General features: G+C 59.3%; 26 protein-coding genes. 21 read left to right on the top strand and 5 right to left on the bottom strand.

What is annotated here, in order from left to right:
• The first annotated feature begins 62 nt into the window (after nucleotides 1–62).
• The 8 genes from dprA to AWR36_RS11070 all read left to right on the top strand — a co-directional run bounded on the left by dprA (nucleotide 63) and on the right by AWR36_RS11070 (nucleotide 6,877).
• A complete protein-coding gene (gene dprA / locus AWR36_RS11105) occupies nucleotides 63–1,217 on the top strand; it encodes a DNA-processing protein DprA (protein ID WP_067084783.1) in 1,155 nt (384 codons plus the stop codon).
• 199 nt (nucleotides 1,218–1,416) lie between these two features.
• On the top strand, nucleotides 1,417–1,932 hold the full coding sequence (gene purE, locus AWR36_RS11100; protein WP_067084780.1) for a 5-(carboxyamino)imidazole ribonucleotide mutase: 516 nt from the start codon (nucleotides 1,417–1,419) through the stop codon (nucleotides 1,930–1,932).
• 36 nt (nucleotides 1,933–1,968) lie between these two features.
• Complete coding sequence (locus AWR36_RS11095) at nucleotides 1,969–2,532, top strand: L-threonylcarbamoyladenylate synthase (RefSeq protein WP_067084778.1); 564 nt, start codon at nucleotides 1,969–1,971, stop codon at nucleotides 2,530–2,532.
• Between the two features lie 38 nt (nucleotides 2,533–2,570).
• Nucleotides 2,571–3,476 (top strand): oxygen-dependent coproporphyrinogen oxidase, encoded by a 906-nt coding sequence (hemF, locus tag AWR36_RS11090; protein WP_067084776.1) that lies wholly within the window; start codon nucleotides 2,571–2,573, stop codon nucleotides 3,474–3,476.
• A 3-nt stretch (nucleotides 3,477–3,479) separates the two neighbouring features.
• A complete protein-coding gene (locus AWR36_RS11085) occupies nucleotides 3,480–3,929 on the top strand; it encodes a hypothetical protein (protein ID WP_067084773.1) in 450 nt (149 codons plus the stop codon).
• A 43-nt stretch (nucleotides 3,930–3,972) separates the two neighbouring features.
• Complete coding sequence (aroE, locus tag AWR36_RS11080) at nucleotides 3,973–4,806, top strand: shikimate dehydrogenase (protein ID WP_067084770.1); 834 nt, start codon at nucleotides 3,973–3,975, stop codon at nucleotides 4,804–4,806.
• A gap of 60 nt (nucleotides 4,807–4,866) precedes the next feature.
• Nucleotides 4,867–5,241 (top strand): hypothetical protein, encoded by a 375-nt coding sequence (locus AWR36_RS11075; protein WP_067084768.1) that lies wholly within the window; start codon nucleotides 4,867–4,869, stop codon nucleotides 5,239–5,241.
• Nucleotides 5,242–5,461: 220 nt separating this feature from the next.
• Nucleotides 5,462–6,877, top strand: coding sequence for an NAD(P)/FAD-dependent oxidoreductase (locus AWR36_RS11070; protein ID WP_067084766.1), 1,416 nt, complete (start codon nucleotides 5,462–5,464; stop codon nucleotides 6,875–6,877).
• A 78-nt stretch (nucleotides 6,878–6,955) separates the two neighbouring features.
• On the opposite strand, the gene AWR36_RS11065 is transcribed toward AWR36_RS11070, so the two are convergent.
• Both AWR36_RS11065 and AWR36_RS11060 read right to left on the bottom strand, forming a co-directional pair.
• On the bottom strand, nucleotides 6,956–7,795 hold the full coding sequence (locus AWR36_RS11065; RefSeq protein ID WP_067084763.1) for a helix-turn-helix transcriptional regulator: 840 nt from the start codon (nucleotides 7,793–7,795) through the stop codon (nucleotides 6,956–6,958).
• 134 nt (nucleotides 7,796–7,929) lie between these two features.
• Nucleotides 7,930–8,490, bottom strand: coding sequence for a gamma carbonic anhydrase family protein (locus AWR36_RS11060; protein WP_067084761.1), 561 nt, complete (start codon nucleotides 8,488–8,490; stop codon nucleotides 7,930–7,932).
• A gap of 108 nt (nucleotides 8,491–8,598) precedes the next feature.
• On the opposite strand from AWR36_RS11060, the gene AWR36_RS11055 reads away from it, so the two are divergent.
• The 3 genes from AWR36_RS11055 to AWR36_RS11045 are packed head-to-tail and all read left to right on the top strand — an operon-like array spanning nucleotide 8,599 to nucleotide 11,791.
• Nucleotides 8,599–10,623 carry a M3 family metallopeptidase gene (locus AWR36_RS11055; RefSeq protein ID WP_067084758.1) on the top strand — a complete coding sequence of 675 codons (2,025 nt, stop codon included), beginning with the start codon at nucleotides 8,599–8,601 and terminating at the stop codon, nucleotides 10,621–10,623.
• 23 nt (nucleotides 10,624–10,646) lie between these two features.
• On the top strand, nucleotides 10,647–10,934 hold the full coding sequence (locus AWR36_RS11050; protein WP_067104652.1) for a YheV family putative zinc ribbon protein: 288 nt from the start codon (nucleotides 10,647–10,649) through the stop codon (nucleotides 10,932–10,934).
• Nucleotides 10,935–10,951: 17 nt separating this feature from the next.
• Nucleotides 10,952–11,791: a hypothetical protein gene (locus AWR36_RS11045; protein ID WP_067084756.1), complete on the top strand. Its 840-nt coding sequence runs from the start codon at nucleotides 10,952–10,954 to the stop codon at nucleotides 11,789–11,791.
• Between the two features lie 244 nt (nucleotides 11,792–12,035).
• Here the strand turns inward: AWR36_RS11045 and AWR36_RS11040 are convergent, their stop codons facing one another.
• Both AWR36_RS11040 and AWR36_RS11035 read right to left on the bottom strand, forming a co-directional pair.
• On the bottom strand, nucleotides 12,036–12,707 hold the full coding sequence (locus tag AWR36_RS11040) for a hypothetical protein (RefSeq protein ID WP_067084753.1): 672 nt from the start codon (nucleotides 12,705–12,707) through the stop codon (nucleotides 12,036–12,038).
• A gap of 133 nt (nucleotides 12,708–12,840) precedes the next feature.
• On the bottom strand, nucleotides 12,841–14,175 hold the full coding sequence (locus AWR36_RS11035) for an MATE family efflux transporter (RefSeq protein WP_231745306.1): 1,335 nt from the start codon (nucleotides 14,173–14,175) through the stop codon (nucleotides 12,841–12,843).
• Between the two features lie 442 nt (nucleotides 14,176–14,617).
• Here AWR36_RS11035 and coxB point away from each other — a divergent pair, with 442 nt between their 5' ends.
• The 4 genes from coxB to AWR36_RS11015 are packed head-to-tail and all read left to right on the top strand — an operon-like array spanning nucleotide 14,618 to nucleotide 18,826.
• A complete protein-coding gene (gene coxB, locus AWR36_RS11030) occupies nucleotides 14,618–15,766 on the top strand; it encodes a cytochrome c oxidase subunit II (RefSeq protein ID WP_082679553.1) in 1,149 nt (382 codons plus the stop codon).
• 20 nt (nucleotides 15,767–15,786) lie between these two features.
• Nucleotides 15,787–17,337: a cytochrome c oxidase subunit I gene (gene ctaD / locus AWR36_RS11025; RefSeq protein WP_067084751.1), complete on the top strand. Its 1,551-nt coding sequence runs from the start codon at nucleotides 15,787–15,789 to the stop codon at nucleotides 17,335–17,337.
• A gap of 13 nt (nucleotides 17,338–17,350) precedes the next feature.
• Entirely contained in the window at nucleotides 17,351–17,929 is a 579-nt protein-coding gene (locus AWR36_RS11020) for a cytochrome c oxidase assembly protein (protein WP_067084749.1), read from the top strand.
• A gap of 6 nt (nucleotides 17,930–17,935) precedes the next feature.
• The gene (locus AWR36_RS11015) at nucleotides 17,936–18,826 is read left to right on the top strand and encodes a cytochrome c oxidase subunit 3 (protein WP_067084747.1); all 891 of its coding nucleotides are present in this window, start codon (nucleotides 17,936–17,938) and stop codon (nucleotides 18,824–18,826) included.
• Between the two features lie 50 nt (nucleotides 18,827–18,876).
• On the opposite strand, the gene AWR36_RS11010 is transcribed toward AWR36_RS11015, so the two are convergent.
• A complete protein-coding gene (locus AWR36_RS11010; RefSeq protein ID WP_067084745.1) occupies nucleotides 18,877–19,101 on the bottom strand; it encodes a DUF2909 domain-containing protein in 225 nt (74 codons plus the stop codon).
• A gap of 47 nt (nucleotides 19,102–19,148) precedes the next feature.
• Between AWR36_RS11010 and AWR36_RS11005 the strand changes: the two genes are divergently transcribed.
• Genes AWR36_RS11005 through AWR36_RS10980 form a run of 6 tightly spaced genes read left to right on the top strand, consistent with a single transcriptional unit; the run spans nucleotide 19,149 to nucleotide 23,779 of the window.
• Nucleotides 19,149–19,934, top strand: a complete 786-nt coding sequence (locus AWR36_RS11005; protein ID WP_067084742.1) for an SURF1 family protein — start codon at nucleotides 19,149–19,151, stop codon at nucleotides 19,932–19,934.
• Nucleotides 19,931–20,584 (top strand): hypothetical protein, encoded by a 654-nt coding sequence (locus tag AWR36_RS11000; RefSeq protein WP_067084740.1) that lies wholly within the window; start codon nucleotides 19,931–19,933, stop codon nucleotides 20,582–20,584. Before AWR36_RS11005 ends, AWR36_RS11000 begins: the two co-directional genes overlap by 4 nt.
• Nucleotides 20,585–20,603: 19 nt before the next feature.
• A complete protein-coding gene (locus AWR36_RS10995; protein ID WP_231745305.1) occupies nucleotides 20,604–21,650 on the top strand; it encodes a COX15/CtaA family protein in 1,047 nt (348 codons plus the stop codon).
• A gap of 46 nt (nucleotides 21,651–21,696) precedes the next feature.
• Nucleotides 21,697–22,590 (top strand): heme o synthase, encoded by an 894-nt coding sequence (gene cyoE / locus AWR36_RS10990; protein ID WP_067084736.1) that lies wholly within the window; start codon nucleotides 21,697–21,699, stop codon nucleotides 22,588–22,590.
• A 3-nt stretch (nucleotides 22,591–22,593) separates the two neighbouring features.
• Nucleotides 22,594–23,274: an SCO family protein gene (locus AWR36_RS10985; RefSeq protein WP_067084733.1), complete on the top strand. Its 681-nt coding sequence runs from the start codon at nucleotides 22,594–22,596 to the stop codon at nucleotides 23,272–23,274.
• Nucleotides 23,275–23,293: 19 nt separating this feature from the next.
• Complete coding sequence (locus AWR36_RS10980; RefSeq protein WP_082679552.1) at nucleotides 23,294–23,779, top strand: DUF2059 domain-containing protein; 486 nt, start codon at nucleotides 23,294–23,296, stop codon at nucleotides 23,777–23,779.
• Nucleotides 23,780–23,786 lie beyond the last annotated feature (7 nt).

Here is a 23,786-nt window from a genome sequence, read left to right as displayed (position 1 = left end):
GTTCCCTGTGAGGGTCCGCTGTGTCGGGCCCTCAAAACGACTCTTCTTTCGAGGTGCAGAGCATGGATGCGCTCACCGCCACCCTGGCCCTGATGCGACTGGAAGGCATGGGGCCGGGCCGATACTGGCAACTGCTGCAACACTTCCCCTCAGCCGTCGAGGCGCTTGAGCATCTTCCGCAAACCCTGCTGCAAAAACTTCCCGAACGGGCCCAGGCCCAGTGGCGGGAGTGGCAACAGTGCGGGGAGGAAAGTGCATTAGTACAGTGGGCCCGGCACGAACGCGCCCGCTGCGCGGATCTCGGAGTCACGCTGCTCTGTGCAGGTGGGGAAGACTACCCTCCGCTGCTGGCCGAAATTTCGCGACCGCCGCCCCTCCTTTATGTCCGTGGCCATGTCAACGCGCTGCGCTTGCCACAGATTGCGGTGGTCGGTGCGCGCCGCGCCACCAGTGCAGGCCTCGACAACGCCCGCGCCTTCAGCCGCGAGCTGGCCGCTGCCGGTTTTGCCATTACCTCGGGCCTGGCGCTCGGGGTTGATGCCGCCGCGCATCGCGGCGCCCTGGAGGCCGGGGGCGTGACCATCGCAGTGCTCGGCACCGGTATCGACCGTCTCTACCCGCGTCGCAATGCAGCCCTGGCGGAGGAAGTCCTCGCCCACGGCGGCGCACTGGTGAGCGAGTTCCCCCTCGGCACCGGTGCCGAGGCAGCCAACTTTCCGCGCCGCAACCGGGTGATCAGCGGACTTTCCCTCGGTGTGCTGCTGGTTGAGGCGGCGCTTCGTTCCGGGTCATTGATCACCGCCCGCCTGGCGGCAGAGCAAAATCGCGAGGTGTTCGCCATCCCCGGGTCTATCCACAACCCGCTGTCTCGGGGTTGCCACCGGGTGATCAGGGACGGCGCCGCACTGGTGGAGACGGCTGCGGATATCGTCAGTGAGTTGGGGGGACTGCTCAACGACCTGCCGGCGAGTTCCGATGGCGGTTCACACCAGGATGCGGGCCCGACGCAGCGACTGGGGGACGCCGAGCGGCGCCTGATTGGCGCACTGGGTGGAGATCCGCGCACTCTCGAGCAGCTCGCCCGCGATACCGGGCTCGAGGCGGGGACGTTGATGGCGCAATTACTGCAGTTGGAACTGGCGGGAATGGTGGAAACACTTCCTGGTGGATACCAGTTGACCGGCGAGGGGGCACGGCTCCTGGAGACGCTGGCCTGAGATCAACGCGGGACGCGGTAGTCGGCGCCAAGAGCTCGTTGCCGGCTGCCGGGCCGACAATACTGAAGGGTAGAGATAGAGACGCACCACCAGTGAGCACAACCCCACAGCGTCCGGGGTAACTTGTGCGGTGCAGGGCAATCCGCTAGATTGCCGCGTCTTTCGTATCCTTCACGCCGACCGTGTAAAGAGAGCCGAAATGAGCAAGCCATTTGTCAGCATCCTTATGGGGTCTGAATCGGACCTTCCGGTAATGGAGGCCACCTTTGGCGTACTGGACAAGCTGGATATTCCGTTCGAGGTCAAAGTCACCTCTGCCCACGGCACACCGGGGGAGACCAACAGCTATGTGACAGACGCCGATCAGCGCGGCTGTGCGGTATTTATCTGTGCTGCGGGAATGGCGGCGCATTTGGCCGGGGCGGTTGCTGCGGCGACCCTGAAACCGGTCATCGGCGTACCGATGGATACCGCCCTGAACGGTCTCGATGCATTGCTTTCCACGGTGCAAATGCCCGGCGGAGTGCCCGTGGCGACGGTGGCCATAGGCAGGGCTGGCGCTGAAAACGCCGCCTATCTGGCGGCGCAGATGATTGGCGTGACGGATACAGATCTGCATCAGAAGCTGGTTGATGTGCGTCGTGCCAACGCCGAGGCCACCGTCGCCAAGGACGCGCACTTGCAGAAGTCCCTGCAAGAGCGGAGTGCCCGGTAACGCGGCGGTCGTATCCGAACAGAGAGTCGCAATACCATGGCATTTCCATTACTTGATGTGCGCTTTGCCGCCCGAGCCATTGCCGCGGGGGCTGTTATTGCCCATCCCACCGAATCTGTCTGGGGGCTCGCCTGTGACCCGTTCAATCGGGATGCAGTGGAACGCCTGCTGCAACTGAAGAACCGGCCGGTGGCCAAAGGGCTGATTCTGGTGTCTGGTGACAGCGATGACTTCGGCGGGCTGCTCGACAACCTCTCTGCAGAGCAGCGGCAGAAAATGACTGAGAGCTGGCCCGGCCCGGTCACCTGGCTGGTGCCCCATTTCGGCCTGGTGCCGCCATGGATCAGTGGCGACCACCACTCTGTGGCACTGCGCTGTACTGATCATCCCTTCACCGCGGCGCTGGCCCACGCTTTTGGCGGCCCCATCGTTTCCACCTCGGCGAACCCCGGCGGCTGTCAACCGGCGCGAAGCAAATACCAGGTGCTGCGCTACTTTGGCGACAGCCTTGACTTCGTCGGTGGCGGCGCCACCGGGGGACGGCAATCTCCCAGCGAAATCCGCGACCTGGTCACCGGCCAGGTGATCCGCGCGGGCTGAGCCCAGTCAAAAACCCACCATTACAATCGAGTAGAACAATGAGTGAAGTGGATATCCACGCTGTCAAACGTTATCTGTTGGAATTGCAGGACCGCATCTGCCAGTCCCTGAGCGACGCCGACGGCAGCGCCTTTCACGAGGACAGCTGGGAGCGTCCGGGCGGTGGTGGTGGCCGCACCCGGGTGCTGGAGGAAGGCGGCCTGATCGAGAAGGGCGGCGTCAATTTTTCCCATGTGCATGGCAGCGGGCTGCCGCCGTCTGCCACCGCCAACCGGCCGGAGCTGGCGGGACGGTCTTTTGAGGCCATGGGTGTATCCCTGGTGATACACCCACGCAACCCCTACGTGCCCACCAGTCATGCCAATGTGCGCCTGTTCGTGGCGGAAAAACCCGGCGCCGAGCCGGTGTGGTGGTTCGGCGGCGGTTACGACCTGACCCCCTATTACGGCTTCGAGGAGGACGCGGTGCACTGGCATCGCACTGCCCGCGATGCCTGCGCGCCCTTTGGTGCCGAGGTCTATCCGCGCTTCAAACAGTGGTGTGATGACTACTTTCACCTCAAGCACCGGGACGAGGCGCGCGGCGTAGGCGGGTTGTTTTTCGACGATTACCACGAGGGCGGCTTCGACAATGCCTTTGCCCTGATGCGCGCTGTCGGCGACAGTTACCTGGAGGCCTACCTGCCCATTGTCCAGCGACGCCGGGAGATGGAATATGGTGAGCGGGAGCGGCAGTTCCAGCTCTATCGTCGCGGTCGCTATGTGGAGTTCAACCTGGTCTACGATCGCGGCACCCTGTTCGGCCTCCAGAGCGGCGGGCGCACCGAGTCGATCCTGATGTCACTGCCGCCGCTGGTGCGCTGGCAGTACGACTGGCAGCCGGAGCCGGGTTCGGCGGAAGCGAAGCTCTACACGGATTTCCTGCCGCCTCGCGATTGGGTCTGACCGATGGATAACAACAGTAAGGCGGAGATCAACAAGCTGTTTCTGGAGTACCGCCGTACTTTTGAAAGCGGGGATGCCCAGCAGGTCGCAGAATTCTATCGCTTCCCGCTGCACTATTACGCCGAGCATGGCAGCAAGGCCGTGGTGAGCCGGCGGGACTTTGTCGGCCTGGTGGAAAAGCTCCTGCGCCTCTACCGGCATCTCGGGGTCCAGCAGATTGTGGGCACGGTCAGCGATCAGATGGTTCTCAATCGTCACAGCAACCTGGTCTCTCTCAACTGGATACTGCTCCGCAGTGAGGGGGAGAAGACGGTTCAGCTTTACGATGCCGGCACCCGCTACCTGGTCGTCGAGACTGCGGATGGCCCGAGGATCGACGCACTTTTTGCCGGGGATGAAACCACCAAGTTGCGCCATGCTCTACGGACACTGCGCCGACCGGTTAACCGCTAGCAGGCTGTTCTAGACCGTTGAGAATAATCACAGGACATCATCCGTGACCGATAGCTATGCCGTGATCGGCAATCCGGTGGAGCACTCGCTGTCACCGGGGATTCACGCCGCCTTTGCTCGTCAGACCGGTGAGGATATCGCCTACGAAAAAATCACCGCGCCGAGGGATGGCTTTGAATCTGTGGCCCGGCGGTTTTTTGCCGCCGGGGGCCGGGGCCTGAATGTAACGGTGCCCTTCAAGCTGGATGCCTATGAATTTGCCGACCGCCTCACGGAGCGGGCGCGGGCTGCCGGTGCGGTCAACACCCTGGCACTGCAGTCCGACGGTGGCATCCTGGGCGATAACACTGATGGCGCCGGTCTGGTGGCGGATATTCGCAACAATCTCGGTTGGCCCATCGCCGGTGCCCGGGTGTTGATGGTCGGGGCCGGCGGCGCTGCCCGTGGTGCGATGTTGCCACTGCTCGAGCAGGGGCCGGCACAGGTTCACATCGCCAACCGCACCGCGATCCGCGCTGAGCGTCTGGCCCGGGAGTTTGCCCGGCATGGGGTATTGTCGGGGGGTGGCTTCGATAATCTCGATTCTCTGCAGGGCACCTTTGACCTTGTCATCAACGCCAGTGCCGCCAGTCTTTCAGGTGAGTTGCCACCTCTGCCCGGGGCGCTGATCGGCCCGGCCAGCCACGCCTACGACATGGTCTACGGCGCTCAGCCGACACCGTTTATGAGCTGGGCCGCAGAGCGGGGGGCAAAAACAGCCGACGGCCTGGGCATGCTGGTGGGGCAGGCGGCGGAGTCCTTTATGCTCTGGCGCGGAGTCAAGCCGGAGACTGCACCGGTTCTGCAGGAGCTGCGGGCACGGCTTCAGGCTCAATAACGAATCAATCGCTGTTTAAATCGGGGGGGAACCTTGCGGGAATTCTTGCGCAATCTATCGATGTGTTTTGCTGTCGGTGCCGCCGGCGGTCTGTGTTACGCGTTGGCCCTCTGGGCCATGGGGCGTTACGGGCTCTCTTACCGCCTGGGTGTGGATATTGCTCCCTATCTGTCCAACGCCTATCTGTACCAGCGCATTGTCTGGGGCGGCATTTGCGGGCTGGTATTGTTGCTGCCCTTCCAGCGAGCTTGGTTCAGCCGCGGGTTAATACTATCCCTGATCCCGGCAGGTGTACTGCTGCTGGTGGTTTTGCCCATGCGCGGCTATGGACCGGGTGCGCTTGGCCTGGGAACCCTGACGCCGCTGGTGGTGTGGCTGGCCTGCGCGGCCGGCGGCGTGATTGCTTCCGCGCTGCTGAGTGCCCAGGGCAAGTAACCTGTAAATTGAAACAACAACGGAGGGCGGCCACTGGCCGCCCTTTTTCGTTGTGGAGCCTCCACCCCCCCGGTCTGCGCCTGCAGTTGCGGGGGTAGATTCCGGAAGGGCCCAGCGTGAAAATTGGTCGCATCACCCGATTGGGTGATTCCCGAATCATCGTTCGGTTTTTATAGTTGTCGGCACGATAAGACGAATCACGAGCGGATTGGCGGCACTCATGTGCGACGAACAGACCAGGGCTGATGCCCTGCAGGCATTGCGGGACACCTCTTTCTTTCCCTATTGGCTGGATGCCCCCGAGCGCCCCCGGGACGAACCGGCCCTGCGGGGTTCTCACTCCTGCGACCTGCTGATCGTCGGTGGTGGTTTCACGGGTCTGTGGGCCGCGGTACAGGCCAAGGAGGCTAACCCTGAGCGGGATGTTGTCCTGATTGAAGCCCGCAGCATTGCCATCGGCGCTTCCGGACGCCCTGCGGCAATCCTGTCCACCTCGGTAATGCACGGATTGGCCAATGCCCAGCGCCTGTACCCGCAGGATATGGAGATCCTGGAACGCCTGGGTAAGGATAATCTCGACGGATTTCGCGAGACGATCGAGCGCTATGGTATCGACTGCGACCTGGAGTGGGGTGGGGAGCTGACGGTTGCCATCGGCGAGGAAGGCCTCGCCGATATTGAAAAGGAGTATGCGCTCTACCGTCACTACGGCCACGACGCCCACCTGCTCGATGAGCAGGCCGTGCAGCGGGAGGTGAAATCGCCGCTGTTTAAAGGCGGACTCTGGTCAAAAAAACGCAGTGGCACTGTGCACCCGGCCAAACTGGCCTGGGGACTGAAGCGGGTCGCTCTCGCGCTGGGCGTGCGGATTTATGAAAACTCGCCAATGGATAACAACGCCGAGAAAGATGGTGCAGTTCTGGTGAGCACCCCCCGGGGTAGTATCCGCGCCAACAAGGTACTGCTGGCCACCAATGCGTTTGCCGCCGGCAACAAGAAAATCCGCAAGCGGGTTGCCGCCATTCGCGATCGTATCGTGCTCACAGAACCCCTGACGGAGTCGCAGCTCGCAGCGATCGGCTGGCAGAACCGTCAGGGCATCTATGATACCCGCACCCAGTTGAACTATATGCGCCTGACTGCCGACAATCGCATCCTGTTTGGCGGCCGGCTGGATTATTTCTTCGGCAACAATACAGACCCGGACGAGGACAAGACACCGCCCCCTTATTTACGTCTGATTGACAATTTTTACCGCACTTTCCCCACGCTCAGAGATGTCCGCTTCAGCCATGCCTGGAGCGGCCCCATCGCACTGACAACGCGGATGGCTGTGCACTACCAGCACTACCACGGTGGAAGAATGTTGTACGCCGGTGGATATTCCGGCTTCGGGGTGACAGCGACTCGCTTCGGTGCGCGGGTGGCACTGGCAATCCTCGATGATGAAAAGGTACCGGAACGCGAATTGAAATTTGCCCGTACCACGCCGGCCTATATTCCGCCGGAGCCCTTCCGCTGGATCGGGGCCAAGATCACCATGTACGCCTTGGATACGCTGGATGAAAAGGGAGGCTGGCGCGTGCCCTGGGTGAGGCTGGTGGAATTTCTGGGTTTTCCTCTGACACCCAAATAGAGTCCTTGCGGAACACTGGTTTCCGTATAAACACTCTCTTGATTGTTTTTTTCTGCCATCGCGCAGAAGAGCGGGAAGTTAAATGTGCAGAGCAGCGAGGGGATCCGGATTGGTGCCGCTGTGATGGCGCAGAGCACTGATGAAAAGATAAAACAGTTCCGACTGCGAGCTGACATCGAGCTTGGCGTAGATGTGCTTGCGGTGGGTTTTAATGGTGTCGACGCTCGCGTCGAGTCTCTCCGCCATGGATTTGATCGAGTGTCCGCGCATGGTCATATGCAGTACTTCGCACTCACGGTGGGTCAGCACCGAGCTGCCAAAATGATGCAGCGCACTGTCCAGGCGCTTGCCGAAATTCTCCCGGCTTGGCATCGCCCTGTTGCGGTTGTGTATCCACCTCTTCAGGATCTTTTCCACCAGCGGTGACAGCGCCTTCAACAGAACCATCTCTTGCCGGGTAAAGCGTGCGCTGCCCGGGTCCGGGGCGCGACCAATCGACAGGCTGGCAATAACTCCCTCCTCACTGCGCACCAGGAAGCAGGCTTCGTCAATCAACCTGGCTTCGCGGTAGTAGACACGGAAGTACTCGGTTTTGCCGAATGCATCGGGAGCCACCTCACGCAGTAAGAAAAGGCCCTCCCTGTGCTCGTCCGCGGCGGACCGGTAAAAAGGATCCAGCAGGTAGGCACCATCCACGTAGCGGTCCACTTGCATACTGGGATGTTCATTGGCAAGGAGCCGGTGATGGGTAACTTCCGGTGAGCCATCCGCAGGGTAGAGGATCGCCATGCTGCTGTTGCCACGCACCAGCGCTTCGGTGCCCCTGAGCAGTTCGGCGATACGCTCTGAGTCAGAGTCGCAGTCCAGCAGGTTGGCAATGCATTGATGCCACTGGGCCAGGTCTGGGTTGCTAGTCATGCTGTCAGTCGGTTTGCGGTGGGTTTGCGAACGTGAAAAGCTCGTGCCCAGCATGACAGGGCCGGACACAGATCCCGCACCCTGACAGCTGGCAAAGCCCAGGGACGGTATTGTGGGACGCGTCAGGCAAATGCTCAGCTCTGTACCTGCTCCGCGAGCAGGTAATCATTTTTCAGTTTCACGTAATTCTGCGCTGAGTAGCGGAAGAACTCCCGCTCTTTGTCACTCAGTGGGCGGGCCTGCTTACAGGGGGCGCCAACATACAGGTAGCCGCTCTCGAGCTTTTTGCCCGGCGGCACCAGGGCTCCTGCGGCCAGTACCACCTCATCTTCGATCACCGCGCCGTCCATGACGATGGAACCGATGCCGACCAGCACCCGGTTGCCCACGGTGCAGCCGTGCAGGCAGGCCTTGTGGCCAATGGTCACGTCGTCGCCGATTACCAGGGGCCAGCCATCGGGATTAAAGGGGCCGGCGTGGGTAATGTGCAGCACGGCACCATCCTGGACGCTGGTGCGGGCGCCGATACGGATGCGATGCATGTCTCCACGCACCACCGCCATTGGCCATACGGAGCTGTCCTCGCCGATGGCGACATCTCCAATCACGGCGGCCTGGGGATCCACGTAGACGTTGTCGCCGAGCTGGGGATACTTCTGATCTGCGCCATTACCGTGGGCACGCAGTGGGGACATGGACAACCTCCTGTACAATCGGGCTCTGATTTACTCCCCTATGATAACCGCTAGCAAGGCTGTCGCGATGCCGACGCGAGCCAACGGTAATCTGAAATAAGGTGTTTTATGTCAAACCCGCTGCAAGACCTCCCGCTCCTCCCCAGCTTTGACCGGCTCGACCCTGAGCACGTCCCGGCGGCCATCGATGCCCACCTCGAGGCGTGTCGTGCCAGGCTGCAGACGGGCCTTTACGAGCCGGGTTGGGACACCACGCTGTCGCCCCTGGATGAAGCCCACGACCGGCTCAGCCGGGCATTTTCCCCGGTAAGCCACCTGAACAGCGTACTCAGCGGTCCCTGGCGTGCCCCCTATGAAGCCGCGCTGGCCAAGATCACCGACTACTGGACCGAGCTGGGCCAGAACCGCGAACTATACGAGGTTTACCGCCTGCTCGCCGATAGCCCGGAGTTCAGCCAGTGGCCCCAGGCGCGCCGCAAGAGCATCGAGCTGGGTTTGCGTGACTTCCGCCTCGGCGGTGTCGCCCTGGAGGGCGAGGAGAGAGCGCAGTTTGCCGCCAACAGCCGCCGGCTCTCAGAGCTATCCAGTACCTTTGCCAACAATGTGCTCGATGCCACTAACGCCTGGAGCTACCGCACGGAGGATGAGGCCGAGCTCTCTGGGCTACCCGACACGGCACTGGCAGCAGCCAGGGCTGCCGCGGAAAGCCGCGGTGAGTCGGGCTGGATGATCACCCTTGACGGGCCCAGCTACCTGGCCGCGATGACCCATGCGGACAATAGGGAGCTGCGCCAGATGGTCCATCAGGCTTTCGTCTCCCGTGCATCCGATCAGGGCACAGATGCCGGTCGCTTCGACAATACGCCGGTGATGACCGAGATTCTCGCCCTGCGGGCCCGGCAAGCGCAGTTGTTGGGCTTCGAAAACTACGCCGACCTCTCCCTGGCCAGTAAAATGGCAGAGAACAGCAGCACGGTACTGGAGTTCCTCCACAACCTCGCCCGCCGCGCGCGGCCCGCCGCCGAGCGCGAGTTTGCGCAATTGCAGGCCTTTGCCAGCACCGAGCTGGGCCTGGACCAGCTGCAGCCCTGGGATATTGCCTGGGCCGCAGAAAAGCTCAAGCGCGATCGCTATGCGGTGAGCCAGGAAGAGCTGAGGCCCTACTTCCCGTTCCCCAGGGTGCTGTCGGGACTCTTTGCCGTGGTGGCGCGCCTGTTCGGTGTAACGGTAGAGGCCGACCCCTCCGTTGCCGTCTGGCATCCGGACGTGCAGTTTTTCTGGCTGAAGCGGGATGGCGACAAGCTGGCGGGTTTCTACCTGGATCCTTTCGCCAGGGAGAAAAAGCGCGGCGGTGCCTGGATGGACACTGTCACCACGCGCCGCCAGGGCAGCGACGGCCTGCAGTTACCGGTGGCCTACCTGGTCTGCAATTTCAGTCCGCCTGCCGGCGGAAAGCCCGCACTCCTCACCCACTATGAAGTGACGACGCTGTTCCACGAGTTTGGACACGGCCTGCATCACATGTTGACGAAAGTGGACGTGAGCCCGGTTTCAGGTATTAACGGTGTGGCCTGGGATGCCGTCGAGCTACCCAGCCAGTTCCTGGAAAACTGGTGCTGGGAGCCCGAGGCAATTGAGATGATTTCGGGTCATTACGATACCGGTGAGCCCTTGCCCGAGGTCCTGTTGGAAAAAATGCTGGCCGCGAAAAATTTTCAGTCCGCCATGTTCACTGTGCGGCAACTGGAGTTTGCCCTGTTTGATTTCCGCTTGCACTCCCTCGAGCAGAGCCCGTCTGCCGAAGAAATCCAGGCTCTGCTCGACGAAGTGCGTAGGGAGGTGGCCGTGGTGCCGGTATCACCATTGAACCGCTTTCAGAATAGCTTCAGCCATATCTTTGCCGGTGGCTATGCGGCAGGGTACTACAGCTATAAATGGGCGGAAGTCCTGTCTGCAGATGCGTTTTCCCTGTTTGAGGAAAATGGAATCTTTGACCAGGAAACCGGCGGGCATTTTCTGCAGACTATCCTGGAGCAGGGGGGCAGCCGCGACGCCCTGGAGCTATTCACGGAGTTCCGCGGGCGCGGACCGGAAATAGACGCCCTGCTGAGACACTCCGGCATCGAGTCCTGACCGCACACTGAAAGAGGTACGCTATGCGGGATGAAGAAAAGAAAGCAGTGAAGAAGCGCTTTATCGCGGGGGCGGTCTGCCCCCGTTGTAGTGAAATGGATACCATCGTCAATTACCGTATCGGGGAAAAAAACTACCGCGAATGTGTCTCCTGTGGATTCAAGGATGAAATTCGCCTGCAGTCGAGTCCTGCAGAGATACCGACGCGCGTCAATGAACGGCGTCGTCAGGAGGAAATAGAGGCTCCGGTAAAAATTCTCGATCCCTCCTCGGGGAAGCAGAATAAAAAAGACAATAAAAACCGTCACTAAAGCGGGGTTTCTGCTCTGTGAAAAAAACAATCCCGCTGTTCGCAGTACTTGGCGGATTGCTCATCTGCGCTTCGCTGGTCTGGGGAGAGTGGCAGCGCCGGCAACAGATGGATCGCCAACAGGCCGCGCACCTTCTCTCCAGTTGTGTCAATCAGGGGTTGCTATCCCTGTTCAGGCTGCAGCGTAACGACTGGGGGACCAAGCCGGACTTTCATCGCCAGGAGGAGATCTCCCTGCAGGTAGCGGTGGCTGAGTTGCCAGAAAAAATTCTCGACACCGAGCCCGGGCGTCGGGCCGTCGAAGCAGAACAGCTTTGTGCCTCCATGACGGAAAACAGTATTCGCCAACACGGCACGATTTATGGTCCCCTTGGTGATCTGGCCCAGGATGGCGTGCTGGACCCGGCAAGCCTGACTGAGCGCAAGGCCAGCAAGCGTCAGCAACGGAAGATTCGCCGGCTCCGGGTTTCCGCACAGGCTGCCGATCGCTATCTGGAGGATCTCAGGGTAGATCTTTCCGCAAAGCTTGCAGCCAGTGCGCTGGACAGCAAGACGCGGCAGCTCGTGGAAATGGAAATACAACGCGAGGTGTTGGACTACTATCAGCCGGGTAATTTCTCCCGCGATAGTATCGAGCATTACCTCTCCCGCAGGGAAAAATTGATACAATTACTGGCCGATAATCCCGATGGCTATTCGATTCGCAGTGGTGCCCTGTATTTTCACAACGCCGGACTCCGCCGCCGCGTCGACAGTCTCTATCGGGCCCTGTTGCAGGGGCATGGAAAATTTCTTGCTAACTGGAAACAGGTGGTTCGTCACCAGCAGCGGCCACTGAGTACCAGTCAGGGTGTTTGAAAAAATCAAACGGGCACCGGGACTGACGCTGATTCACAAAGCGCCTTTTTTACGATCGTTCTGTTGAATGCTTTTGCTGGATGGTCTTGATAGAAGTCGCACAAAAAGAACCAGCGGATCAGACTGCGAAACGGATCCGCCCAAGCTCTCCATCCTGCGTACTCTTATTGTGATCGGCTTGCGCACACTCTGGTGCCAGGAAATGATTGAGCCCGGACGCTGGTTAGCGTTTACGTACAGGCTGTCAGTGAAGAACCTCCATTGCTGGCTCCATTTCAGGAGCCAGTAGGCGGATTTGCATTTCTTGTGCGAAGTCTGGCCAGCAGCCCGGCGTGGCGGAGTGACACTGACGCCCGACAATCAGTGCCACAACGCGCTCGCTCGCCAACTGTACGTCATCGAAGTCCCGTGCTGCCCTCAGGCAGATGCGGTCCAATGCAGCCGCCCTGTCCTCACCAATCAATTCCCGGGTTACCAGGTTCGCCACCATGGGGTCCATTGGCAGTAATGGTATGCCAAAGGCGAATTGCAATCGGTCATTGGCCTCCTCGAGAAGGCGGTGGCAGAGGTAACCGTATGGCAGCAGCTCTTGCAGAGAGAGTGGCTGTCCCATCGAGCTGGCTGTGCGCTCTGCCCTGGCAAAAGTGCGGCGGGCAAGGCGCCGCATCGTCCGCGTGGAAATCCCGGCAGCATGGCATAAGTTGACCATCTGCTCGAGCCAGCTCGGCAGCGCCTCCAGGTAACGGACGGCAAAGGTCGAAAGTATCAACATTCCGTCGCCCGGTGGCAGGTGGACCGTATGGTGTAGTGCGTGCAGGTTTTCGCGCAGGCTGCCGGGGAGGGATCCATTGCGCTGTTCGGCTGCCACAGTGCGCTGGATGACATCTTTGATGGTCTGGTATTCGTTTTGCGCCATATACCGGTACTGTCAACGCCGGAACCCTCAGGCCGCTTTCGTTACCTCGATACTGCTTTGAGCGAGATGCGGATTGCATCCTTGCAGTCGGAGTAGCTTGCTATCGCTGGCAGAAGAAACCGGTATCGCCCTTTTAGATCCAGATTTTTTTCCAAGTGTAGTAGTAAAAATAGATGAGCAGACCGATGGACCGTGCGGTAAACCACAAAAAAAGGCTGAACCAAACGCCATGGTTGTTCCAGGACTGGGTGAGCCACCAGAAAGGCAAAAAAACCAGGGCTGTGGCCACAAACATGGTGTCCCGCATCTGTCGACTTTTTCCCGCGCCGATAAAGACTCCATCGAGTTGATAGCTCCAGACAGCGATCAGTGGCAGGGCGCACAGCCAGCCATAAACATTGCGTGCTTCTGTCAGGACTGGGGCGAGATTCGTGAACAATGGAAGAATCAGGGGCTCTCCCGCAATAAAAACCAGCGTGATCACCAGTGCCGTGGCCAGTGCCCAGTGACCCGCAGCGCGAATAGTCGCCCGGAATTGTCGCTGCGACTGCCGGGAAATGGCATCGCCCACCAGCGCTTCGGTAGCGTGGGCGAAGCCATCCAGTGCGTAAGAGGTCATCATCAGCAACTGGATCAGGATGGCGTTCGCAGCCAGTACCGTATCCCCCTGCTTGGCTCCCTGGGCGGTGAAGAATGCGAAAGTAAACAGCAACAGCAAGGTGCGAAAGAACAGGTCTGTATTGATGCGCACCAGTTCCTTCCAGGGCCCCCCAGCGCGCCATGGCCAAAAATCACTTCGGTCCAGAATCCGCCTGATGGATGAAAATATGTTCCGATCGACGCGACGCAACAACGACAGCCCGAGGGCGAATGCAAAAATGTCCGCGCATACCGTTGCAAGGGCCGCGCCGCTAGCGCCCATGCCCAAGCCAATAATAAACAGCACGTCGAGTGCAATATTCAACAGGTTGGCGGCAAGCAACATGTAGAGAGGGGCGCGACTGTCCTGCCGGCCGATGAAAAATCCCAGCAGGGCAAAGTTGGCCAGGGCCAGCGGGGCGCTGAGCAGGCGGATTTTCAGGTAGGTTTCGGCGTGCGGTGCGGCCTCGGCACTGGCGTTCATCCACTGCACAGCACTGCCCATCAGCGGCCAGGCCATGGGAACGAGCAGAGCACCGAGGCAGACGGCGAGGGCGAGGGCCCGAACCAGCCAGGATTCACCCCCGTCGGCACTGCGGGCCACGAGGCCGGTGGTTCCCATGCGAAGGAACCCGAACGCCCACAGCAGCATGCTGACCACTGCCGCGCCGATGGCGACCCCGGACAGGTATTCGGGCGAAGGCAGGTGGCCAAGGATCGCCGTATCCACCACACCCAGGAGGGGTACGGAAACATTGCTCAGGATCATGGGCCAGGCGAGGTTCCAGACCCGGCGATGGTAGCTGACGGTATTTTGTGACTGCGGCATCCGGAAGAGACTTAAGTTGGCGGATTAATTGACTTTTTGCTGGCGATGTGTTCCTGTTGATGGTGCAAGTAGATGCAACAAAAACAGGTTGTTGGTTGTACCTTCCGGACGACGACATCTGAAGTAAAATCTTTTACAAAGAATAACAAGTTGCACTGACGGCAGTATCGCGGGACCCCCTTCCCGCCCAGTGTATGTAGTCTTGTGTTACTACAGCATGTCCACAAAGAATGTGTGGATTAGCCCGTGGATCGGTGTGTTCGGTCGCGGCGACTCCAGTTATCCGTGCGTAGCCAACGGCTGAAGATAATAATCACGACTCTCCATCAGGGGGTGCGGGCCGCAGCGGTGCTTCTCATCTAGGTGCGTTTTCATCTAGGAACAGTGCCGGTTACGGTCGATCTCCGGCTGGAGGATCGCTATACACGGAGATCTGTAGGCGATGTTGAGAGGCTTCAATCGGCTGTTCGCCTTGGTGGCCACGGCGCTGCCCGCCGGCAGTATTGTGGCGGAGGAGAAGGCACCAGAGCGCTGGGGGGTCAACATGCCCCGGGGGGTCACGGAGGTCGCCCAGACCACCTACGACCTGCACATGCTGATCTTCTGGATCTGTGTCGCCATCGGCGTGCTGGTGTTCTCGGTGATGTTCTACAGCATGTGGCGTCACCGCAAGAGCAAGGGCTATAAAGCGGCCCAGTTCCATGAAAGCACCGCGGTGGAGCTGGTCTGGACCATCATTCCAACGGTCATTCTGATCCTGATGGCGATTCCCGCCACCAAGACCCTCTACGATATTTACGACACCGAGGAAGCCGAGCTCGACATCATGATCACCGGCTACCAGTGGAAGTGGAAATACGACTACCTGGGTGCCGATGTCTCCTTCTTTTCCAATCTCTCCACACCCCGCGCCCAGATCGATAACCAGTTGCCCAAGGGTGAGAGTTACCTGCTCGAAGTGGATGAGCCGGTGGTGCTGCCAGTGGGCAAGAAGGTTCGCTTCCTGATTACCGCCAATGACGTCATTCACGCGTGGTGGGTCCCGGATCTGGCAGTGAAGAAGGACGCTATCCCGGGCTTTATCAATGAGGCCTGGACGCGCATCGACGAGCCCGGCATCTATCGTGGTCAGTGTGCGGAACTCTGTGGCAAGGACCATGGTTTTATGCCGATTGTGGTCAAGGCCGTGCCCCAGGCCGAGTACGACCAGTGGCTGGAGCAGCGCGCGGCGGAAGCGGCAAAAATGCGTGAGCTGACCGAGAAGACATTTACCTTCGACGAGCTGATTGCCCGTGGTAAGGAAGTGTACGACCGCAACTGTGTTGCCTGTCACCAGGCGAATGGCCAGGGCGTACCGCCCACCTTCCCGGCCATTGCCGGTTCAGCCATTGCCACCGGTCCGCTGGCAGAACATCTGAGTATCGTGGTGGATGGTTCAGAGAAGAATCCTGCCATGCAGGCCTTCGGTCCCCAGCTGTCGGAAGCGGATATTGCGGCGGTCATCACCTATCAGCGCAATGCCTTTGGCAATGATATGGGCGATACCGTGCAGCCCATCGACATCCTCAATTTCAAGAATAACCAGCAGTAGGAGCCGAGAGGAAAAGAGTTATGGCACACGGTCCCCAACCCGGATTATCCCGGTGGCTCTATACCACCAACCATAAAGATATCGGCACCATGTACCTGTGGTTCAGCTTCGCCATGTTCCTGCTTGGCGGCTGCATGGCGCTGGTGATTCGCGCAGAATTGTTTGAGCCCGGCCTGCAGATAGTGCAACCGGAATTCTTCAACCAGATGACCACCATGCACGGGCTGATCATGGTCTTCGGAGCCGTGATGCCGGCCTTCGTCGGGCTGGCCAACTGGATGATCCCGATGATGATCGGGGCTCCGGATATGGCCCTGCCACGCATGAACAACTGGAGTTTCTGGATTCTGCCCTTCGCTTTCGCGATGCTGGTATCAACCCTGTTCATGGATGGTGGTGCCCCGAACTTCGGCTGGACTTTCTACGCGCCGCTGTCCACCGAGTATGCGCCGCCCAGTGTTACCTTCTTTATCTTCGCCATTCATATCATGGGTGCTTCGTCGATCATGGGGGCGATCAACATCATTGCCACCATTCTGAACATGCGCGCACCGGGCATGACCCTGATGAAGATGCCGCTGTTTGTGTGGACCTGGCTGATTACCGCTTACCTGTTGATTGCGGTAATGCCGGTGCTTGCGGGTGTGGTCACCATGATGCTGATGGACATCCACTTCGGCACCAGCTTCTTCAGTGCCGCTGGTGGTGGTGATCCGGTTCTGTTCCAGCATGTGTTCTGGTTCTTTGGGCACCCCGAGGTGTACATCATGATTCTGCCGGCCTTCGGTATTGTGTCGGCGATCATCCCAACCTTCGCGCGCAAGCCGCTGTTCGGTTACAGCTCGATGGTATATGCGACGGCTTCTATCGCCTTCCTCAGTTTTATCGTCTGGGCACACCACATGTTCACAGTGGGTATGCCTATCGCTGGGGAACTGTTCTTCATGTACGCCACCATGTTGATCGCCGTACCCACCGGGGTGAAGGTGTTTAACTGGGTGACTACCATGTTCCGCGGCTCGATGACCTTCGAAACCCCGATGCTGTTCGCAGTGGCATTCGTCATCCTGTTCACCATCGGCGGTTTCTCCGGGCTGATGCTTTCCATCGCACCGGCGGATTTCCAGTATCACGACACCTACTTCGTGGTTGCACATTTCCACTATGTACTGGTGCCGGGCGCGATCTTCTCCATTACGGCCGCGGTCTATTACTGGCTGCCGAAATGGACCGGCAACATGTACAACGAAACCATGGGTAAGGTGCATTTCTGGCTTTCCTTCATCGGCCTCAACGTCACTTTCTTCCCCATGCATTTTGTAGGGCTCGCGGGAATGCCACGCCGTATTCCCGACTATGCCCTGCAGTTTGCGGATTTCAACCAGATCGCGAGTGTCGGCGCTTTCCTGTTTGGCGCCTCACAGCTGGTTTTCCTGTTCAATGTCATCCGCACCATCCAGGGCGGTAAAAAGGCGACTGATGAAGTATGGGAAAATCCGGAAGGACTGGAGTGGACCGTCGCCTCTCCGGCGCCATACCACACCTTCAGCACGCCGCCTGCTGTGCGCTGAGGAGTAGGTGGTGATGACCTGGAGTGAAAATGCAAAGGTCACTGCAAAGCTGCTGACGCTCGCCGTCAGCATGCTGGTCTTTGCAATTTTTGTGATGCCACCGCTTTACGATGCCTTCTGCGAGATCACCGGTCTGAATGGCAAGACCGGTACCAAGTACGAGGCGGTGCCCGCCGCTGTGGATCGGGAAAGGCTGGTGACAGTGCAATTTGTCGCCAGTAATAACGAGAACATGCCCTGGGCATTTCGCCCCAGTGTGGTTTCCGTGAAGGTGCATCCGGGGGAGGCCATGGACACGGTCTTCCTCGCGGATAACCCAACCGGAAAACTGATGGTGGGTCAGGCCATTCCGAGTGTGGTGCCTTTCAAGGCGGCACAGTATTTCCACAAGACGGAATGTTTCTGCTTTAACCAGCAGACCCTGGCTGCAGGGGAGAGCGCCGAGCTACCCCTGCGATTTATCATCGACCCGGATCTGCCAGCAAGCGTCAATACCATTACCCTTTCCTATACGCTGTTTGATGTCACGGAAAGAGTTTCAGTCAATCGCGAGTTCGATAACAACAATACCGGCTCCGAGCGAGAGGGATAAAAAACTATGGCCACTGAAAGCAGCTATTACGTACCCGAGCAGTCGCGGCTGCCCATCTTTGCCACCATCGGCCTGTTCATGATTGCGTTCGGCGCCGCAAACTGGATCAACGGCGGCAGTGCCTACATATTTTTTGCCGGATCGCTGGCGATGGCGGCAGTGCTCTGGTTCTGGTTCTCGGCGGTCATCCGCGAGAACATGGCCGGCCTGAACAGCGACCAGCTAAAACGATCCTATGTCTGGGGAATGGGCTGGTTTATTTTTTCTGAGGTGATGTTCTTTGCCGCGTTCTTCGGGGCGCTGTATTACATTCGCACGTTCGCACTGCCCTGGCTAGGCGGTGAGGGTGATCGCGGGACCTCGAACATGCTGTGGGAGGGTTTTGAGAACAACTGGCCGTTGATGGTGACTCCGGACGCTGCTGCGCATGGCGATGCGGCCAAAATAGTCGGCCCCAAGGACATCATCGACCCCTGGCACCTGCCGCTGCTGAACACAATTATCCTGCTCGCTTCCAGCTTTACCGTGCATGTGGCCCATGTTTACCTGAAGAAAAACAAGCGTAAAGCTTTCAATATCTGGCTGACCGCCACCGTAGCATTGGGCTTCACGTTCCTCTACTTTCAGGCAGTGGAATACTACGAGGCATACGTGCACCTGGGCCTGACCCTGGAATCCGGAATTTACGGCACCACCTTCTTTATGCTGACCGGTTTCCACGGGGCGCACGTCACGCTCGGTACCATCATGTTGTTGATCATGCTGTTGCGATCGGTCATCGCCCAGCATTTCAAGCCGGACGATCACTTCGGATTTGAGGCGGCCAGCTGGTACTGGCACTTTGTAGATGTAGTGTGGGTGGCCCTGTTTATCTTCGTCTACGTGTTGGGCGGCTAGCGGGAGAGAAGAGCAGCGGGCTGCGGCCCGCTGCGATTAATCATTCTGCTCTAGTATTTATTGGCCCAGGGTGCCGTGTTGGATAGGATGCCGCTGTCGAAGCCATACCAGATGGCGATCAGCAACAGCGCAGCCAGGGAGATACGGATCCCAAGGGCATAGAGGGTGCGTTTGGATTCAGGCGCACCCATATCCCGCAACAAAAAGAAGAGAGCGCTGGACAGGCTGACCAGCACCGCGAGAAACAACAGAACAATTAAAACTTTCAGCCACATATTTATTCGCCATTTGATGTAGGGGCCTGAAGTAAAGGCTAATCGGCATGACAGTAAACCACACCCCGGCGCACTCGCAGACTGCCAGTGTAGCATTGATCCGCAACTGGCCGGTCACCTTCCTGAGTGCCGGCCTCCTGCCCCTCCTGCTCGCGCTGGGCTTCTGGCAGTTAGACAGAGCCGAGGAGAAAGCACGTATTCTGGCGACCATCGATGGCCGGTTGGGTGCACAGCCCAGGAGCCCTGCAACTCTGGATGAACTCAGGGCCTATACGCCGGTCAGGCTGATGGGTTTCTTCACTGGTGAGCTCTTCTATCTGGACAATCGTACTCGTGACGGCAAGGTCGGCTACGAAGTCCTGCAGGTATTCGTCACGGGTGGTGAGCGCTGGCTGGTAAACCGGGGTTGGGTGGCCGCAGAACCGGGGCGCCAGACGTTGCCGGTGGTGTCCTGGCCGCTGGCAGCGAAATGGATTACCGGATTTCTCTACCCTGCCGATAATGATGGAACGTCTTCACCCATGGCAATGGAATTTGATTCCGGTCCGGGCGTTGAACCGGAACGACTGCAGCGGATTCAGGCAGTGGGCCAGGATCTGCTCGGGTCGCTCGAGCTGGACCAGCCGGCCTGGACTATCCGGTTGAGTGCGGACTCCGACACTGCACTGAATACCGGGTGGGAGTTCGTCAACAATTCCCCGGCGAAGCACACAGGTTACGCCGTGCAGTGGTTTGCGATGGCCGCTGCGCTGTGTATTCTGTGGTTAAGCGCGGCCACCAATATTCCCGCGATGATAAAAAACAATAATTACAAAAGAGGAAACGGATCGTGAGCCAACTATCACAGGCTGGCACCAGTGCTGGCGATGGCGACCGTGAGCGTGGCGCCTCTGTCGGTCGGCTGCAGGGCCTCGCCCTGATCGCCGCCGTCGCCCTGCCCATCGTTGCCGCCTACGTCGTTTACTACACGGGTCTCGGTATGCCGGACGGGACCGTCAATCAGGGCCAATTGGTCGAGCCACCGGTGGATGTCAAAGGGCTGACCCTGCAGGAATACACTGATCGCCCGGCCCCTCAGCCCCTGTCCCTCGGCACGGCCCCGGCAAAATGGCGTTACCTGATTTTGCCCGATGGTCCCTGTGAAGGTGCCTGTGAATCGCTGCTCTACACCAGCCGCCAGGTGCATATCCGCCTTTCGGAAAAAGCGGAGCGGGTCGAGCGCTTGTTTGCCTCGGTGGTCCCCCTGCCTGCGGAACAACAGGCCGCCCTGGCTGCCGAACATCCGCGGCTGCGTTTCGTCAGCGTAGAGTCCGGGGCATATGAGGCCCTGCGCACCGACAGCGGGGCGCGCGCCGGAGAGGGCCCGCGGCTGTTGCTCGTGGACCAGGAAGGCTTCGCCATGATGCGCTATGACAATGAAAACACCGGCAATGAGCTACTCAAAGACATCAAGCGTCTGCTGAAGTACTCCTACGAGCAGTAACAGAGGTAAGGGGAGAGTGATGGGAAGACATCCAATGGCGGCGCAAGAGAGTGCTGCACACACAGACTGGCGCCTCCGCCTTGCCCTCGCGGGCACTCTGCTTGCGGTGGTGGTTGTGGTCCTCGGGGCGTTTACTCGCCTGGTTGATGCGGGGCTGGGCTGCCCGGACTGGCCAGGCTGCTATGGTCATCTCACATGGCCCGATGAGGAGCATGAAATCCTCAAAGCCAATCAGGCCTTCCCCCACGCACCGGTAGAGACCGACAAAACCTGGCCCGAGATGGTGCACCGCTATTTTGCCGGAGCATTGCTGTTGCTGGTCGGCGGGCTTACCGTGCTGGCCTGGCGTCGTCGCGGCCAGCGCGCCTTCAAACAAACCCATTTTCTGCTGGCGCTGATCATCCTTCAGGCGGCGTTTGGCATGTGGACCGTAACGCTCAAGCTGTGGCCGCAGGTGGTCACCGCCCACCTGCTCGGCGGCATGGCCACCCTCGCCATGCTCTGGCTGATCGTCGAGCGTCTGCGCAACCGGGGGCGGACCATTCCGGTGCACGAATACCGTGCACTACAGAAGATTCGGCCGCTGGCAATTGTTGCCGTGGCGGTGGTGGTGCTGCAGATCGCGTTGGGCGGCTGGACCAGTTCGAATTATGCGGCCCTTGCCTGTGCTGACTTCCCCACCTGCCACGGCGAGTGGTGGCCGCAGTCGGATTTCCAGCAGGGTTTCAATATCGCTCAGCATATCGGTCCCAACTATCTGGGTGGCGCGCTGGAAAGTGACGCCCGCACGGCGATCCACGTTACCCACCGGATCGGCGCCCTGGTGGTGAGCCTTGTGGTGCTGGCTCTGGCATGGCTGGCCTGGCGGGCCGGGTCGCGACGCTGGGCAATCGGCCTTGCCGGTGCCCTGGTCCTCCAGGTGAGTCTGGGGATCGCCAATATCGTGTTCTTCCTGCCGCTACCGGTAGCCGTTGCCCATAATGCCGGCGCCGCTCTGCTGCTGCTGGGATTACTGACCTTCTGCTATCGAATTCAGACCGTGCAGCCGTCCGCCCGACAATCCTAGGGAGAGAGCGGCGCAAGATCATCAATAACAATAAAGAGGTGAGACCATGAGCGCACAAACTGCAGTCCTGACCCGGCCCAGCTGGCGCGACTATTACGAGCTGACCAAGCCCCGGGTTGTGATGCTGATGATTCTCACTTCGGTGATCGGTATGCTTCTGGCAGTGCCGGGGATGGTGCCGCTGGATATTCTGCTGTTCGGAAACCTGGGCATTGCCCTGTGCGCCGGCAGTGCCGCAGCGGTCAATCACCTGGTGGACCGTCATATCGATATCAAGATGGCCCGTACCAGCAATCGGCCCGTGGCCCGGGGGCGGGTGGAGCCGCAGAAAGCGGTCCTGTTTGCCTTGTTGCTCGGGTGTGCCGGTATGGCCACGCTGCTGGTTTTCGTCAATGCACTGACCGCCTGGCTAACGCTGTTTTCCCTGCTGGGTTATGCGGTGATTTACACCATGTTCCTCAAGCGGGCCACACCACAGAATATCGTGATCGGCGGTATTGCCGGTGCCGCGCCGCCACTGTTGGGCTGGACGGCGGTGACCGGAGAAATCAGTGGTCACGGCTTACTGCTGGTGCTGATCATCTTCGCATGGACGCCACCACACTTCTGGGCGCTTGCCGTGCACCGCCGTGATGATTATGCCAAGGCGGACATTCCCATGTTGCCAGTCACCCACGGTGTGGCATACACCAAGCTGCATATATTGCTTTATACCTTCATTCTGTTCGCGGTCACCCTGCTGCCTTTCGCTACCGCGATGCTGGGGTGGCTCTATCTGCTGGGCGCGGTGGTTCTGGGACTCGGATTTATTTACTGGGCGGTGGAGATGCTGCGGGATCGCAACCCGCAAGCAGGCATGGAGACCTTTCGCTATTCCATCATCTACCTGATGGCACTCTTCTGTATCATGTTGCTGGACCATTACCTGATAGCGGTGTAATTCATGAACCAGACTGTATCGGATAATCAAAAAAAATCACCGGAACAACAGCGCGGCATTCTGATTACCGTCGTGGTGGCGGTGCTTTTCATGGTGGCCGTACTGGCAGGCTTTCTGAACAAGATGGGCCAGCCGCGAATTATTACCGACTCGGAGATGCGTGCCAACGGCGCCATCAAGCTCGAGCGCCCGCGCATCCTCGATGACTTCAGCCTGTTGGCAGACAGCGGCGAGGCTTTCCGCACCGCGGATTTTGCCGGTCGATGGACACTGGTATTTTTTGGTTTTACCCACTGTCCGGACATTTGCCCCACGACAATGTCAACACTCAACAGTTTCTACCAGACTCTGGATGAGGAGACCCGGGCGGACACGGACATCGTACTGGTTTCCGTTGATCCCAAGCGGGATACCCCGGAAAAACTCTACGATTATGTGCGTTACTTCAACTCCGACTTTACCGGGATCACCGGTGAGTTCATGACCCTCAAGCGCTTCGCCAATCAGCTCAATGTGCCGTTCAACAAGGTGCCGCTGGAAGACGGTAATTACACCGTAGATCACGGTTCCCAGGTGGTGTTGATCAATCCCCGCGGTCACTACCACGCATTTTTCCGCGCGCCACTGGATCCGGCAAAAATGAAGCTGACCTATCGCTCATTGCGCGCAACCTTTAACGGCTGAACCCTGCCCGCGAGCACCCATGAAAAAGCAGTTAATGATGCTTGCCTGTACTGGTTTACTGACTAGTGCCCTCGCTACTGGTGCAGTTTCGGCAGAGTATTCGGACGAGGAGCGCTATGCAGCTGCTTACGCACTGGTGGCGGCTGCGGATGGAGAGGGCTTATCGGAGAAGATGACCGAGACCATGGTCGAGACCCAGCTGCAGCGGAATCCGGCACTGATACCCTATCGCCGCGTCTATACCGAGTTCCTGGAGGAGGTGGTCGGCCACGATTCTCTCCGTGCGGAAATCGCCGAGCTGTATCTCGACTATTACTCTGTCGAGGAGATGCGCACATTGACCACATTCTATAATTCGCCCACGGGCAAGAAATTGCTCGCGGTCACCCCCGATCTCACCGGCCAGCTGTTACAGCTTGTGCAGTTGCGCATTCAGGATAACCTGCCACGCCTTCAGGAGTTGATCGGGGTCGAGGCGGAGAGGCTGGCGATGGGACAGGAATAGCCCGTCG

The sequence above is a fragment of the Microbulbifer flavimaris genome, assembly GCF_001641755.2.
GTDB classification, from domain to species: Bacteria; Pseudomonadota; Gammaproteobacteria; order Pseudomonadales; family Cellvibrionaceae; genus Microbulbifer; species Microbulbifer flavimaris.
This window is presented reverse-complemented; position numbering and strand designations above follow the sequence as displayed.

Bases quoted from the DNA above. Each gene is read 5' to 3' on its own strand.
- dprA (WP_067084783.1), top strand. From the start codon at position 63: ATGGATGCGCTCACCGCCACCCTGGCCCTGATGCGACTGGAAGGCATG.
- purE (WP_067084780.1), top strand. From the start codon at position 1,417: ATGAGCAAGCCATTTGTCAGCATCCTTATGGGGTCTGAATCGGACCTT.
- AWR36_RS10985 (WP_067084733.1), top strand. From the start codon at position 22,594: ATGAACCAGACTGTATCGGATAATCAAAAAAAATCACCGGAACAACAG.
- AWR36_RS11050 (WP_067104652.1), top strand. From the start codon at position 10,647: ATGCGGGATGAAGAAAAGAAAGCAGTGAAGAAGCGCTTTATCGCGGGG.
- AWR36_RS10995 (WP_231745305.1), top strand. From the start codon at position 20,604: ATGGGAAGACATCCAATGGCGGCGCAAGAGAGTGCTGCACACACAGAC.
- AWR36_RS11015 (WP_067084747.1), top strand. From the start codon at position 17,936: ATGGCCACTGAAAGCAGCTATTACGTACCCGAGCAGTCGCGGCTGCCC.
- cyoE (WP_067084736.1), top strand. From the start codon at position 21,697: ATGAGCGCACAAACTGCAGTCCTGACCCGGCCCAGCTGGCGCGACTAT.
- AWR36_RS10980 (WP_082679552.1), top strand. From the start codon at position 23,294: ATGAAAAAGCAGTTAATGATGCTTGCCTGTACTGGTTTACTGACTAGT.
- AWR36_RS11085 (WP_067084773.1), top strand. From the start codon at position 3,480: ATGGATAACAACAGTAAGGCGGAGATCAACAAGCTGTTTCTGGAGTAC.
- AWR36_RS11005 (WP_067084742.1), top strand. From the start codon at position 19,149: ATGACAGTAAACCACACCCCGGCGCACTCGCAGACTGCCAGTGTAGCA.
- AWR36_RS11095 (WP_067084778.1), top strand. From the start codon at position 1,969: ATGGCATTTCCATTACTTGATGTGCGCTTTGCCGCCCGAGCCATTGCC.
- AWR36_RS11075 (WP_067084768.1), top strand. From the start codon at position 4,867: ATGTGTTTTGCTGTCGGTGCCGCCGGCGGTCTGTGTTACGCGTTGGCC.
- hemF (WP_067084776.1), top strand. From the start codon at position 2,571: ATGAGTGAAGTGGATATCCACGCTGTCAAACGTTATCTGTTGGAATTG.
- AWR36_RS11065 (WP_067084763.1), bottom strand. From the start codon at position 7,795: ATGACTAGCAACCCAGACCTGGCCCAGTGGCATCAATGCATTGCCAAC.
- AWR36_RS11020 (WP_067084749.1), top strand. From the start codon at position 17,351: ATGACCTGGAGTGAAAATGCAAAGGTCACTGCAAAGCTGCTGACGCTC.
- AWR36_RS11060 (WP_067084761.1), bottom strand. From the start codon at position 8,490: ATGTCCCCACTGCGTGCCCACGGTAATGGCGCAGATCAGAAGTATCCC.
- AWR36_RS11070 (WP_067084766.1), top strand. From the start codon at position 5,462: ATGTGCGACGAACAGACCAGGGCTGATGCCCTGCAGGCATTGCGGGAC.
- ctaD (WP_067084751.1), top strand. From the start codon at position 15,787: ATGGCACACGGTCCCCAACCCGGATTATCCCGGTGGCTCTATACCACC.
- coxB (WP_082679553.1), top strand. From the start codon at position 14,618: ATGTTGAGAGGCTTCAATCGGCTGTTCGCCTTGGTGGCCACGGCGCTG.
- AWR36_RS11055 (WP_067084758.1), top strand. From the start codon at position 8,599: ATGTCAAACCCGCTGCAAGACCTCCCGCTCCTCCCCAGCTTTGACCGG.
- AWR36_RS11035 (WP_231745306.1), bottom strand. From the start codon at position 14,175: ATGCCGCAGTCACAAAATACCGTCAGCTACCATCGCCGGGTCTGGAAC.
- AWR36_RS11040 (WP_067084753.1), bottom strand. From the start codon at position 12,707: ATGGCGCAAAACGAATACCAGACCATCAAAGATGTCATCCAGCGCACT.
- AWR36_RS11010 (WP_067084745.1), bottom strand. From the start codon at position 19,101: ATGTGGCTGAAAGTTTTAATTGTTCTGTTGTTTCTCGCGGTGCTGGTC.